This is a genomic window from Pedobacter hartonius, from assembly GCF_900107535.1.
Lineage (GTDB): Bacteria > Bacteroidota > Bacteroidia > Sphingobacteriales > Sphingobacteriaceae > Pedobacter > Pedobacter hartonius.
The window spans coordinates 150,030-164,025 of sequence record NZ_FNRA01000008.1 but is presented as its reverse complement, the minus strand read 5'-3'; the positions used below and the strand labels follow the sequence as shown (position 1 = coordinate 164,025).

10 protein-coding genes are annotated in these 13,996 nt (G+C 43.4%); all 10 read left to right on the top strand.

The features are described from left to right. Positions 1 to 289: 289 nt before the first annotated feature. The 10 genes from BLW16_RS14895 (at position 290) to BLW16_RS14850 (ending at position 13,983) form a co-directional block, all read left to right on the top strand. Positions 290 to 829 (top strand): RNA polymerase sigma-70 factor, encoded by a 540-nt coding sequence (locus BLW16_RS14895; protein WP_090558010.1) that lies wholly within the window; start codon positions 290 to 292, stop codon positions 827 to 829. 210 nt (positions 830 to 1,039) lie between these two features. After that, positions 1,040 to 1,903: a helix-turn-helix domain-containing protein gene (locus BLW16_RS14890; protein WP_090558008.1), complete on the top strand. Its 864-nt coding sequence runs from the start codon at positions 1,040 to 1,042 to the stop codon at positions 1,901 to 1,903. A gap of 84 nt (positions 1,904 to 1,987) precedes the next feature. Next, positions 1,988 to 3,226, top strand: a complete 1,239-nt coding sequence (locus tag BLW16_RS14885; RefSeq protein WP_090558007.1) for an MFS transporter — start codon at positions 1,988 to 1,990, stop codon at positions 3,224 to 3,226. 4 nt (positions 3,227 to 3,230) lie between these two features. Further along, positions 3,231 to 3,962: an SDR family oxidoreductase gene (locus tag BLW16_RS14880; RefSeq protein WP_090558005.1), complete on the top strand. Its 732-nt coding sequence runs from the start codon at positions 3,231 to 3,233 to the stop codon at positions 3,960 to 3,962. A 189-nt stretch (positions 3,963 to 4,151) separates the two neighbouring features. Further along, the gene (locus BLW16_RS14875) at positions 4,152 to 5,126 is read left to right on the top strand and encodes a FecR family protein (protein ID WP_090558003.1); all 975 of its coding nucleotides are present in this window, start codon (positions 4,152 to 4,154) and stop codon (positions 5,124 to 5,126) included. 194 nt (positions 5,127 to 5,320) lie between these two features. Next, the gene (locus BLW16_RS14870; protein ID WP_090558203.1) at positions 5,321 to 8,929 is read left to right on the top strand and encodes a SusC/RagA family TonB-linked outer membrane protein; all 3,609 of its coding nucleotides are present in this window, start codon (positions 5,321 to 5,323) and stop codon (positions 8,927 to 8,929) included. 42 nt (positions 8,930 to 8,971) lie between these two features. Beyond that, on the top strand, positions 8,972 to 10,558 hold the full coding sequence (locus tag BLW16_RS14865; protein ID WP_245735298.1) for a SusD/RagB family nutrient-binding outer membrane lipoprotein: 1,587 nt from the start codon (positions 8,972 to 8,974) through the stop codon (positions 10,556 to 10,558). A 36-nt stretch (positions 10,559 to 10,594) separates the two neighbouring features. Continuing rightward, positions 10,595 to 11,218, top strand: a complete 624-nt coding sequence (locus BLW16_RS14860) for a hypothetical protein (protein WP_090557999.1) — start codon at positions 10,595 to 10,597, stop codon at positions 11,216 to 11,218. A 106-nt stretch (positions 11,219 to 11,324) separates the two neighbouring features. Beyond that, positions 11,325 to 12,656 carry a M20/M25/M40 family metallo-hydrolase gene (locus BLW16_RS14855; protein ID WP_090557996.1) on the top strand — a complete coding sequence of 444 codons (1,332 nt, stop codon included), beginning with the start codon at positions 11,325 to 11,327 and terminating at the stop codon, positions 12,654 to 12,656. Positions 12,657 to 12,663: 7 nt separating this feature from the next. Beyond that, positions 12,664 to 13,983 (top strand): M20/M25/M40 family metallo-hydrolase, encoded by a 1,320-nt coding sequence (locus tag BLW16_RS14850; protein ID WP_090557993.1) that lies wholly within the window; start codon positions 12,664 to 12,666, stop codon positions 13,981 to 13,983. Positions 13,984 to 13,996 lie beyond the last annotated feature (13 nt).

The following is a 13,996-nucleotide window of genomic DNA, read 5'->3' as shown; positions in this document are numbered from 1 at the left end:
GTTTGCCCTGCTCAGGAAAAGCAAAGGTTTCCGAAAGCATCAAAACTCTATCCTTCCTGAGTTATTTGTTTGGTTAAGTTGTGGATTTTGCAAATAATGACCCTGTATTTATGTCTTTTGTCGCGTAATTGGTCATTTGAATTTTAATTATTGAAAAAAGGTTAAATATTGTCATGTTTTAATAATATTACAGGAATAATTCCATATTTTTAACCTAAGTCTTTATTAAAAACGCCTAATTATCAAAAAAGCACCTACATATAGCGAAGATAGTGTTGTTGTTCATCTGATGAATGGGGAAATTGATGCATTTGAACAGGTATATCAATTTTATTGGTCGGATCTTTATCGTTATGCGTACAATATACTAAGGAATAAGCTTATTTGTGAAGAGATTGTGCAGGAGACTTTCTTTTCCTTATGGACTAAACGTAAAGATTTGAAAATTACACATTCAATCGGGGCATATCTCTTTACTGCGGTTAAATTTCAAACCATCAATTATATACGGTCTGAAAAAGTAAAAAGAGACTATGCTTCCAACTATGCGAATTTTAAAGCTTCGTATGTTGATAATTCAAATGAAGAGCATATCCATTTATCGGATTTAAAGAGCCTGATCGAAAATGAGGTATCAAAATTACCTGAAAAATGTCAGAAAATCTTCAGAATGAGCAGAAATGAACATCAATCCATCAAAAGTATAGCTGATCTATTAAATATCTCCCATAAAACTGTGGAAAATCAGCTTACCAAAGCTCTTCGTCAGCTCAGAACCTCTCTTGGACAATTTTTCTCTCTTACAATTATGCTTTTAATCTTCTGCTAAAACTATTTACCCACTGAATTTGGTTACCAATCCCGGAGTTTTGATTTACGGGCTGACGCTTAAACCATTACTGTGCAGATGAAAAATTGGGTGGCAGGATATAAAAAATGCTCAAAAAAAGAATACAACTATTCGCTAACGTTACCTAATTTTACAGGAAGCGGTTAAAATAACTTTGGCATATACCATGACTGCCAGCAAGCAGTAGAATTGATTTCAAAAAAAGCAAAATTGGTTTCAAAACATAAAATATTAATCCATAAGGATGAATTAAAACAAAGCGGCATAGACATCATGTCTTTGCATGGGGTTAAGTTTATAGATTATGAATTACATCGTGATGACCATTATATGTTCATCATCCAAGAGAGTGGATATTTTGTTTTTGAAGTTGACTTTCATACCATAGAAATCAATGATGCAGGAATTTGTTATGTTGCCCCGGGACAGGTACATCGTTATATAAAGACAGACCAATGTGAAGGCTGGCTGCTGTTTGTAGATTCTAATTATATTTCGAAACAGTTCCGGGAAGCCTTTGATACCATGTTGAATATCACTCAAAATACTGATCTTGATAAAAAGGACCCGGTTTTTGCTTTTGCTGGTCATCTGGGAATATGGTGGTTGGGTGAAAAGGGGAATGACGATTTGATGTCATCTGTTATTAAATCTTTGCTGGATGCGATTTCAGGATTAATTGCCTCTAAACTGCTGGGGGCTTCTACAAAGTTCAAACGTATCAATAGTCCCAAGTACATATTAGCTACCCGGTTCAGGCAATTGATAAAGGAACATTTCCTAAAATTAAAACAGGTAAAAGCGTATGCCTCACTTCTTCATATCACACCATTATACCTAAATGAGGTCATGAAGGAAATAACCGGATTCCCTGCGAGCTACTGGATTCAACAGGAGATTATTCTGGAAGGCAAACGATTACTTTCTTATTCCGGTAAAGACATAAGGGAAATTGCCTGGGAACTGGGATATGAAGATCAGGCCTATTTTTCTCGCTTCTTTAAGAACAACACCGGAGTCACTGCTTCTGCTTTTAGAGAACAGAAACCATAATATGTCCAATTATTGCCATGATATGGCTACCCCTTATTGGAATTGACCTTATTAATTTTGCATCATAAAATTTAAGTGATTTATATGAATGCAACTATTGAAAAGAATGTTGAGCCGGGGTTTTACAAAACAATAATTCCAATTATTTTATCCGTATTTTCCGTTTACCTTACTATAGGGATGATGCTCGGAATTTTGCCCGGTTATATTGAAACGGGCTTAAAGTATAATAGTATTATTGTTGGCGTTGTTATTGGCACGCAGGCATTGGCTACTTTGCTGACAAGATCTTATGCGGGTAAACTTACCGATACAAAAGGTGCCAGGTTAAGCAGCCGTATAGGTGGGACGTTAGGAATAATTACCGGCATACTTTATTTGACGGCGGCTTTATTTAGCAGGAACGCTGCTACAGCATTGACAATTATTTTAACAACAAGAATCCTGCATGGAATAGCTGAAAGTTTATTGGTCACCGGGTCTTTAACCTGGGGTATCGGACTGGTAGGCGTAGAAAAATCCGGCAAAGTCATGACATGGAATGGTATAGCCATGTATGCAGGAATCGCCTTAGGGGCACCATTGGGCATTGCATTGTTCAAAACAACCGGAATAGAAAGTGCGTTTGGAGCCATCTCATTATTATCCGGTTTAAGTTTGATCATAACACATAAGCTCCCCTCATTGCCCGTGGATTTGAGTCATGTCCGTGCACCTTTTTACAAAGTTGTTGGAAAGGTTTCAGGTCAGGGATTGGGACTTGCATTCGCTTCCATTGGATTTGCCTGCATATCCTCGTTCATCGTTTTGCTCTTTACACAAAAACACTGGGGAAATGCATCGCAGGCATTTATGATGTTTGGCGGATGTTATATTCTTGTCCGGATATTTTTCTCCTCCTTCCCGGATAAATACGGAGCCTATGCAGTCGCCCTGATATCATTGATTATTGAAATTGCAGGACAGTTACTCATTGGTTTTGCAGGTTCCGGATCAATCGCCATTCTGGGGTGTTGCCTCACGGGGGCAGGATTTTCATTGATATTTCCATCGCTGGGAGTAATGGCTATAAAAAAAGTGTCTCCACAGATGCGTGGAACAGCCCTGGGTGCTTATGGCGCATTTTTCGACTTGTCTTTGGGTATCGCAGCTCCCGTTGCCGGTCTGATTGCACTGTGGTACAATTATCAGATGGTATATGTATTCGGAGCACTTAGTTGCTTAACAGCAGTGCTGGTATTATTTCTTGGGGAAAAAGAAAAGGCTGATACAAAAAAAACCGCAACAGTTTACAATTCGGAAACGATTAATAATAATAAGTAAAACAATGAAGAAAGTTCTAATAACAGGAGCCAATAAAGGAATTGGGTTTGAGACGGCAAAACAAATGGCCGCATTAGGATACTTTGTGTACCTGGGAAGCAGGGACAAAGAAAATGGAGAAAAAGCAGTAAAGACATTGAATAATTCTGGTTTTTCCAATGTTGAGTTTTTGCAGATAGATATTTCTGACAGTAATTCGATCAAAAAAGCAAGAGCAGAAATGGAGCGAAAAACGACATTGTTAGATGTACTTATCAATAATGCAGGCATTCTTGGTAATATGCCGCAAGAGCCATCGGTTACCAGTATTGAAAACTACAGAAGGGCGTTTCAAACCAATGTATTTGGAACCATAGAAGTAACGCAGCAATTCTTAGACCTTTTAAAAAAATCAGTATCTCCAAGAATAGTGAACGTTTCCAGTGAAGTGGGTTCTTTAACAGAAAACAGTGATCCCAATTGGTTTAAGTATGATTCGGTAAAACCATTTTTCGCTGTCTATGGCGCGTCGAAATCTGCTGTTAACGCTTATACTATAGCGTTAGCCTATGAACTTAGAAATTCAAAGTTTAAAGTGAACAGTGTCACACCGGGCCATACCGCTACCGACTTTAACAATTATAAAGGAACGAAAACAATAGAAGAAGGAGCTAAACCCATTGTTAGATGTGCTACACTTCCTGATGAAGGAGCTACCGGAAAATTCTTTAGCGAAGAAGGTGAAGTCAGGTGGTGAACCTGATGAGATTTAACAAGAAATGAATCCCCCCATGTTTTATCAACCACAGTATATAAACGGCCCCGGCCGTTTTTTTTGTTTTTGCTTTCTCCTGATATTTTTTTTTAAAAAATTAATATAGGATAGGTGTAATGTCTTTTTGAATTGACATACATATATAAACTGCAATAATATGCAGTACGAAGAATGCAGAATAAGGACTTTGATAAATTACTGGAAAAATATCTGAATAATCAGCTCAGCATTGACGAAAGAAACAATGTGGAATTGTGGCTTCAGCATATTACCGATCATACTGCTTCCGAGCGCTTAACGGCACCGGAGCAGGAAGAGCGGGGTGAAAGGATTTTTAAAGTGCTGGAAGAACGGATAAAACAACCTGAGGCAGTACAACGGTCTCTGTTTCAGAAACTCAGACCTGCATTTAAAATCGCCGCCTCGGTAATTTTATGCTGTTCTTTATTGCTGATCTTTCATACCAGGATTGAAGAAATTTTAAATATCCGGCAGTTTGCTTCTGCCATTAATTCCGGCAGCGGGATCACGAAGACAATTTTGTCGGACGGCAGTATTGTATGGCTTAAAGGAGAAAGTAAACTCAGCTATCCTGTAAAGTTCAAAGGAACTTTACGCAATGTAGACCTCGAAGGTGAAGCGCTCTTTGAAATCGCTAAAGATCATATCCACCCTTTTGTGATCCATTGTGCAGGCTTAAGCACCCGTGTTTTGGGTACCAGTTTTAATATTAAACATACAAGCCATAAAATAGAAGTGAAGGTGCTGACCGGGCGTGTCTTTTTAAGTTCAGCAAATTCGAAGGCAATTATTTTACATCCCTATCAGAAAGCCGTTTATCTGGAGCTTAAGAAAACAATTGTTAAACAGGCCGAGCCTGTGGTTGAAGTGGCTTCACTCACCAGGGGAACAGAATACAACATGCAGTTTAATGACGCCCGCGTTGAAGATGTATTGCAAAGGATAGAAAAGAAATTTGAAATAGATATTAAAGTAGAGAATAAGAAATTAAACAGTAACCGTATAACCGCTGATTTTACAGATCAGTCCCTGTTAAATACAGTAAGCATGATGAGCGAAGCTTTTAACGCCGACTTCCGCATCGACGGACAATCCGTAACATTAACAGATAAACAAGACAACTAAACCTAACCAGAGATCTTAACTAAATGAAAAGCCTATGATAAAATAGAAACTCTCTCTACAGATGGCAGAGGTGTTGAAGCCACCTCTGCCACAGAATTCCCCTTCAATTTTTATTAAGAATCACCCATATGATATGGGTAAGGGACTTTTTTGTCTCATTCAATCAGGAAATTAACAAAAAATCAAACAAATGTATGCAAAAATGTAAGGAAACCAGAAAGGTTCTTTTTATTCAGCTCATGCGGGTATCAGTTTTACAGATCATTTCGCTATTTATGCTCTCAGGTGTGTTATTCGCCAATTCTGTTTCCGCAGAGAGTGTTTTGAATAAAAGGCTTTCCATCAATTTAAAAAATGTGACGCTGGAAACAGCACTCCATAATATCCAGAATAAGGCAAATGTGAAATTTGTTTACAGTTCAACCATTATTCCGCTGACCACTAAGGTAAGTGTAAATGCCAGCCAGGAAAAATTAGGCGATATTTTAAATGGGATGCTTACAGCACTCGATGTTGATTATACCGTAAATGCCAGTCAATATATCGTTTTAAAAAAAAACCAGCTCGCATTCGCCGATAGCCTGATTGCAAACGGCCTGGTCCTGCCTAACGTGCAGCGCATTGTCACGGGTAAGGTCACCGGAAAAGCTGACGGCAAACCATTTCCCGGCGTGAGTGTGTCCATTAAGGGTACAAAAACAGGAACTGTCACGGGCTCCGATGGAAATTACAGGATCAGCATCCCAAACAACGAAAGTGTGCTGGTCTTTACTTATGTGAGCTTTCAAACTCAGGAAGTCCTGGTAGAAGCAAATACTGTGATCAATGTTCAGCTGAGCGAAAGTTCAAATGCACTGAGTGAGGTTGTGGTGACGGCCGCGGGTATCAAGCGGGAAAAAACTACGCTGGGCTATTCTGTTTCCACGCTGAGTTCAGACAAACTGGCCCAGAAATCTGAGCCTGATCCGCTGCGTGCCTTAACCGGTAAAGTTGCAGGGGTGAACATCGGTTCTTCCGGTGGTGTTGCCGGTGGTTCCACCAATATCAACATTCGTGGTAGTTCTTCACTGAATGGTAACAACCAACCCTTATTTGTTGTAGATGGTGTTCCGTTTGACAACTCCAGTTTCGGAAATGTAGGTGGACAGAGCAGCGGCGGTTCAAGCGTTACCAACCGTGCGTTTGACCTTGATCCCAATAACATCCAGAGCATGACGGTACTGAAAGGTGCGGCTGCTGCGGCATTATATGGTTCCAGAGCTGCCAATGGTGCGGTGATCATCACTACCAAAGCAGGTAAGAAAATGAGCAGAAAAGGAACTGAGATCACCTATAATACGTCCTATTCGGTTGAAAATGTTTCCGGCCTTCCGGAATACCAGACCAAATACGGACAGGGAACCAATAACGATTACCGCCAGGGGGTTTATGGTTCATGGGGACAGCCTTTTCCGGGTGTTCAGAGTATCCTGCCAACCAGGGCTACCATCCCTGCCCAGTTAACAAGGCAGTTCTCATCGGCAGTTTTCCCGCAGTTATACCAGGCCGATGGTGTTACACCGATACAGATCCCTTACCGATCTTATGCTGAAGAAAATGCAAAGAATTTCTTCAGAACAGGAAGTGTTTATGAAAATGCGCTTTCCATCTCTTCCGGTAGCGAAAAAGGAAACCTGAATGCAGGTTTTTCAAGAACGAACAATACAGGTGTTGTTCCGGGAAATTCGATCAACCGTACCTCGTTCAACATCAGTGGAAATATGAAGCTGGATAACAAGTTCTACGTGAGTGGTTCCATGAACTATGTGACTACAGGACAAAAAACGCCACCTATCGGAGGTGCTACCGGGTCGATCATGTCGGCTTTAATGTACACACCTACAAGTTTTGACCTTACTGGCAACCCTTACGAAAATCCTATTGACGGAAGTAACGTATATGATTATACAGGGCTTGATAACCCGTACTGGTCTACCGTACATAGTGTTTCCACAAGCAATGTAGACAGGTATTATGGTAACCTTGTGCTTGGATTTGATCCGCTGCCATGGTTAAACATCCAGAATACTGCAGGTTTCAACGCCTATACTGACAGAAGACTGAATGTACGTGGTAAAGGTTCTTCATCTTATTCAAACGGAAGTATCGCCACAGATGACATCTACCGTCAGGAGCTGGACAACACGTTTTTAGTTACTGCTACTAAAAAACTAACCAGCGACCTCTCCTTAAGGTGGATTGCGGGTAATAACATCAATCAGCGTTTAACAGACCGTAAAGCATTTTACGGCGACGGAATTATTGTGCCGGATCTGAACACAATCACGAACACCAGTTCTGTAACACCTATCCAGTTAACCAACAACAGAAACTTATTGAAACAACGTTACTATGCATTTTTTACGGATATCACCTTCGACTATAAAGACTACGCCTCTTTAAACTTAGTTGGACGTAATGATATCTCTTCTACACTGCCGGCTAACAACAGAAGTTATTTTTATGGTGGTGCAAATGGTTCCTTCATCTTCACGAAAGCCTTCAAGATGGATGACAAGATCCTTAGCTTTGGTAAAGTCAGAGGTGGTTACACCCGTGTAGGTAATGAGTCTACCGCCTACCAGACAGCAGAATTCTACCTGGTAAATTCACCGCTTGGTGCTACTACCGGTGTGGGTTCTATAGGCTCGCCGTTCACAAATTCAAATGGTACCTATAATTCTTCCACACTGGCCAACCTCTTAACCAATTCCAATCTGAAGCCTGAGTTTATCACAGAGCTTGAGGTAGGTACAGAGCTGCAGTTCTTTAAAAACCGCATCGGCCTTGATGTTACTTATTACAATAAGAAAAGTACTTCTCAGATCTTTGAGGTAACGGCAGCCCCCTCATCAGGTTTCACTACCCAGATCTTAAACCTGGGTGAGGCTACAAATAAAGGGGTGGAGATTGCCCTGAACCTGGCACCTTTCCGTAACCCGAATGGATTTAGCTGGGATATTTCAACAGTATTTACCCGTAACAGGAACTTGATCAACAACCTTGGCGGGTACCAGCAGTTCGTTTTTGGTGGTGCAGCCGGAACAAGCAGTGTACACATGGTGGGCAAGGCTTACGGTTTGATCTACGGAACTGCCTATGCACGTGATTCAGCAGGAGATATCCTGATCGATCCGAATACCGGGAAACCATTGCAGTCCGGTTCATTAAAAGCGATCGGTAATCCTAACCCTGATTACATCCTGGGTATTACCAATAACTTCACTTACAAGAATTTCTCTCTCTCTGTATTGTTCGACCTCAAAAAGGGCGGCGATCTGTATTCCAATACTGTCGGACAAATGTTATCCCGCGGTGTAACCAGGGATACGGAAAACAGGGAAGGCGTTTTGGTATCTCCTGGAGTACTGGGTAACCCGGCAACGCTGCAGCCTATCCTGGATGCAAACGGGAATACCATTCCTAATAACGTAGGTATCTCTTATGAAGATCTGTTCTTTAACGGCGGTATAGGCCCGGGTGGTGTGGATGAAGGATCAATTTTTGACGCTACTGTATTCCGTCTGCGCGAAGTATCCCTTGCCTTCCAGTTCCCTAAAAGCATGCTGAAAGGAACACCGTTCGGATCAGGCATGATTTCGGTAACCGGCCGTAACTTGTGGTATTACGCACCAAATTTCCCTAAATACACAAATTTTGACCCTGAAGTAAGTTCATTGGGTGCAGGTAACTCCCAAGGGTATGACAACCTTTCTGTGCCAACAACCAAAAGATTTGGCGTTAACCTCAGGTTCACCTTTTAATGAATTGAAATTAAAGTATTTAAATCAGGTAGAATTATGAAAATGAGAAATAAAAAATATATGTTTCTGTTAGCCGGTGTATTGCTGACAGGTAGTGCCTGCAAGAAATTTGTAGACATCAACCAGGATCCGAACAATCCTACCACAGCACAATTAACGCTGCTTTTGCCCTCCACAGAAATATCTATGGCAGGAAACATGTATCAGCTGAACAGCGGTACATCCACTATCATGCAGCAAACCATGTGGTCAACTTCGATCAGCCGTTACCAGCAGCAGGGTACAGATTATGCGAACTCCTGGGACGGCTTTTACAGTCAGACACTGAATGACCTTGAGTCCATCATCTCTACAGGAACTTCTTCACAGCAATGGGGATATGTGGCTATCGCTAAGTTTGAGAAAGCTTATCTGTATAGCCTGATGGTAGACATGTGGGGTGATATTCCTTATTCAGAGGCTGAAAACGGCGCTGTAACCACCAGTCCGCCACTGGAAAAAGGAGATGCCATCTATGAGAAGCTATTGCTGATGATTGATGACGGGATCGCAGATGCGGGTAAGGTTACCACTACTACGTTGGTACCATCTACTTCAGACGTTTTCTACGCAGGTACAAAAGCTTCATGGATTGCCATGGCAAACTCTCTGAAATTAAAGATGTATAACCAGATAAGACTGGTAGACCCTGCGAGATCGGCTACAGCAATCAAAACCCTGATTGCAGGATCGCTGATCAGTACCAATGCGCTGGATTTCACCTTTAAGTTTGGTTCCGGGCAGAACCCCAATAACCGTCATCCATGGCACCGTGTCGAATACCAATCGGCCAAAACCTTTTATCAGAACCAGTTCTTTATGGACCTGTTGTTTAACAACGATGATCCGCGTCTGAGAAATTTTATCTACAGGCAAACTGCAACTGCGGGTTTGAACAACTCAACAAACAGCAATGGTTACTATGGCCGTAACCCCGGTGACGGTACTGCTGCTCCTGCAGATTTGGCACGCAGGGCTGAGTTTGGTGTATATCCTGCGGGAGGGCTTTATGATAACAGTCCGATCAACAACCTGACTGCAGCCAATTTATACCTGACCAATACAGGCGCAACTGCTACGCCTAAGGTAGTCGCTGTTACTGATGGAACAGGCGCAGGTGTGATTCCTTTCATCACCAATGCAATGGTGAAATTCATCAGGGCTGAGGCCGCCTTAACGCTGGCAACGGGTGACGATGCAAGGGCTTATTTCAGTGATGGTGTTACAGCCAGCCTGAGCAGCGTGAGTGCATTTGCTGTTGCAAATAATGGTACGGCCATACCGGCAGCAAGCATCACAGGTCTTGTGGCCAAGCTACTGGCACAGTATGATGCAGCTACCCCTGCAGGGAAACTGAACCTGGTGATGACGCAGAAGTACATTGCCACCTATGGTAATGGTATGGAAACATATAACGATTACAGAAGAACAGGTTTACCGGTTCTGCGTGATCTTTTATCTCCGTTGAGTACATTTCCGCTGCGCCTTTATTATTCTCAGACGGAACTTTCTGCAAATACCTCTTTTGGTGCCAATGCCGGTGCAATACAGGTTGCACAGCAGGTAACACCTGTTTTTTGGGATAAATAAAAAGTTAATTAAACTATTACCAAATAAAAAGAATTTATGAAAAATTTTATACTGTCCATATCATGCATCTGTTTGCTGGGATTAGGTTCATGTAAAAAGACCCATTATGAATGGGAGGGCTATACCTACACTGCAATTCCCACTGTGAAGATAGATACTGCGATATCTGCATTACCTACCCGCCAGAATGCTAAAGTTTCATTTTTCAACCTGAAGGATGCTAACCTTGCAGATGAGCGGATGTCGTTCACCCTTAACTGGGAAGGATCTGGCTACGCAAGTATAACCTCAATAGAGGTGTACAGAAGTTTCAACAAGGCAGAAGCGAGTGTGCCTGCTTACCCTATCGTGATCTCTTCACCGGGTAACCAGTATCCCAACATCGCTCAGTTTCCTATTCCCGGGAATATCGGGACGGCGGATGTACTGTACGAAACGGTAACTACTTTTCCAAAGACTTATACCTTTACTGCGGCAGAACTTGCTGCGTTGAATAAGGTGAGTTTAAGTTCCGTTGCTGTGAACGATTACTTCCTGTTTAAGTTTGTAGTGAACCTGTCTGACGGCCGCCGCGTTGCCGCCTGGTTTGCCAACCTTGCAGATGAGTCGCGCGGAGAACCCGGGGAGACCCGTACAGGAGTACGCTTCAAAAGTCAATAACATCTCGTTACATACCGGATAGCCGATCATTCTGACCGGTTATCCGCTCTATGTATGTAAATATCCAGCAAGAGCATAGGATTCCAATACTTAAATAGAAATTAATATGGTCATAAATAAAAAAAATGCTGCAAAAGCGCTTTTCGTGCTGCTGCTGGCTGCAGGTGCTGGTACGGTAACTGCACAGGTAAGCGATCAGTCGGCCCCGGTGCCTGTAGACAAAAAGTATACGGCAGAAATTAAAAAGATCGCTGCGGCGCCGCTGGTAAAAAAAGCAATGCAGCAAATCGTTGATCTGGAAAAGGAAACCATGAGCAATCATGTGCTGCTGACCGAAATCCCTTCTCCTCCATATAAAGAGGCCAAAAGGGCAGCGAAGTTTTTAGAAATGATCACTGCCGCAGGAGTAGATTCTGTTTGGACAGATACTGCCGGCAATGTACTGGCACTGCGTAAAGGCCGTACCCGCAAAAAACGGGTAGTGCTGGAAGCCCATATGGATACTGTTTTTCCTGAAGGTACCGATGTGACGGTAAAGTACAGGGGGGATACCCTGTGTGCTCCCGGTGTTGGAGATGATACCCGGTCGCTGGCTGTTGTGCTGACGATCGCGAAGGTGATGAAACAAACGGGAATCCAGACTGATGCCGACGTTTTATTTGTGGGTGCTACCGGTGAAGAAGGACAGGGCGACCTGAGGGGTGTTAAAAATCTTTTCAGCCCTGCAGGCCCCGGAAAAATTGATTCCTTCATCGCCATTGATGGCTCGGGAACAGAAGGCATTGTACACCGCGCACTGGGTTCTCACCGTTACAGGGTCACTTTTAAAGGACCGGGCGGGCACTCTTCAGGTGCCTTCGGTATCGGCAACCCGCACAATGCCCTGGGCCGCGCCATGCACTATTGGGATGAGACCGGGAATGCTTATGCTGCAATACCCGGCGTAAGGGTAACTTTTAGTGTAGGCGTCATCGGCGGCGGTACTTCAGTCAATTCCATTCCTTTTGAATCCTGGATGGAAGTAGATATGCGTTCTGAAAACCCTGAGCGGTTAAATGCGATGGATGCCCTGTTCCAGGCTGCGGTACAGAAAGCACTTGTAGAAGAAAACGCGATGAAAAAAGCAGGTAAGGACCTGACTGTAGCTATCAAACTGATCGGCGACCGACCTGCAGGAGGCAACCCTGCAACAATTCCGTTAGTTCAGCACATGATGGCTTCAATAGTTTATCTTGGTGGAACACCGAAACTGGGTGTGGCATCTACAGATTCAAACATCCCATTTTCAAAAGGTGTACCGGCAATGACCATCGGTCAGGGCGGAAAAGCAGGCAACGCACATTCACTCAACGAGTGGTTTTTAAATGATAAAGGTTACATCGGGATTCAACAATCGCTGCTGGTTCTGCTCTCTGAAGCTGGTTTAGCTGCAAAATAACCATCACATGAAGAAATTGACCATACCTGCACTGTCTCTGCTGCTCGCCCTGGGTACCGCTATGTCCGGTTCCGCCCAGGAACTTCCTAAAACGGCCCCGATAGCGCAGCAGTATACCGCTGATATTGCAAAAATCACCAGTAAGGCGATAGTGAAAAAGGCATTGCAGACAATCATCGACCTGGAAAAAGAAACCAGGAGTAACCACATCACGCTAACCGGGATCCCTGCACCACCCTATAAAGAAACAGCCAGGGGTATCAAATTTGCCGAAATGCTCAAAGCCGCTGGTGTAGATTCTGTATGGACAGACACTGCGGGGAATGTGATTGGCCTGCGCAAGGGAAAAACCGGGAAGAAAAAGGTGGTTCTGGAAGGACATCTGGATACCGTATTTCCTGAAGGAACCGATACCAAGGTCACTTTTAAAGGAGACACCCTATACGCTCCCGGCGTGAGTGATGATACCCGGGGTTTGGCAGCACTGCTTACAGTAGTGAAATCTATGAAAGAGACCGGCATCCAAACCGATGCAGATATTTTATTTATCGGCACCACCGGTGAAGAGGGACAGGGAGACCTGAGGGGTGTAAGGAACCTGTTCAGCCCTTCCGGGCCAGGGAAAATTGATTCCTATATCGCATTTGACGGAACCGGATACGGGCATACCACCCACCGTGGTTTGGGTTCACACCGTTACAGGGTAACCTTCAGAGGTCCCGGAGGGCATTCTTCCGGAGCATTCGGTATCGGTAATCCGCACAATGCCCTGGGGCGTGCCATGCACTACTGGGATGAATCTGGAAATGCATTTGCTGCCACACCGGGCATCAGGGTAACTTTCAGCGTAGGGGTGATTGGTGGTGGTACTTCGGTAAACTCCATTCCATTCGAATCCTGGATGGAAGTAGACATGCGTTCAGAAAATCCTGAACGGTTAAATGCGATGGATGCGCTGTTGCAGGCTGCGGTAAAAAAGGAACTGGCAGAGGAAAATGCGATGAAAAAAGCAGGTAAAGATCTTACCGTAGAGGTAAAGTTGATTGGCGACCGCCCTGCGGGAGGCAGCGATCCGAAACAGCCGCTTGTGCAGCATGCAATGGCGGCAATGAAATACCTGGGGGCAAGCCCTACACTGGGCGTTGGTTCTGCAAACTCCAACATCCCGATCTCAATAGGTGTACCGGGTATTACAATTGGTTCAGGAGGGGAATCGGGAAACTACCACGCATTGAACGAATGGTTTTTGAATGATAAAAAGGGATATCTGGGTATCCAGCAATCCCTGCTGGTCTTGTTAGCAGAGGCTGGCGTAGTGAATAAATAAAACGTAAAAATGG

Excerpts from the sequence above, each read along its gene's own strand:
- BLW16_RS14895 (WP_090558010.1), top strand. The coding sequence starts at position 290 with ATGAATGGGGAAATTGATGCATTTGAACAGGTATATCAATTTTATTGG.
- BLW16_RS14860 (WP_090557999.1), top strand. The coding sequence starts at position 10,595 with ATGAAAAATTTTATACTGTCCATATCATGCATCTGTTTGCTGGGATTA.
- BLW16_RS14850 (WP_090557993.1), top strand. The coding sequence starts at position 12,664 with ATGAAGAAATTGACCATACCTGCACTGTCTCTGCTGCTCGCCCTGGGT.
- BLW16_RS14870 (WP_090558203.1), top strand. The coding sequence starts at position 5,321 with ATGCAAAAATGTAAGGAAACCAGAAAGGTTCTTTTTATTCAGCTCATG.
- BLW16_RS14865 (WP_245735298.1), top strand. The coding sequence starts at position 8,972 with ATGAGAAATAAAAAATATATGTTTCTGTTAGCCGGTGTATTGCTGACA.
- BLW16_RS14885 (WP_090558007.1), top strand. The coding sequence starts at position 1,988 with ATGAATGCAACTATTGAAAAGAATGTTGAGCCGGGGTTTTACAAAACA.
- BLW16_RS14880 (WP_090558005.1), top strand. The coding sequence starts at position 3,231 with ATGAAGAAAGTTCTAATAACAGGAGCCAATAAAGGAATTGGGTTTGAG.
- BLW16_RS14855 (WP_090557996.1), top strand. The coding sequence starts at position 11,325 with ATGGTCATAAATAAAAAAAATGCTGCAAAAGCGCTTTTCGTGCTGCTG.
- BLW16_RS14875 (WP_090558003.1), top strand. The coding sequence starts at position 4,152 with ATGCAGAATAAGGACTTTGATAAATTACTGGAAAAATATCTGAATAAT.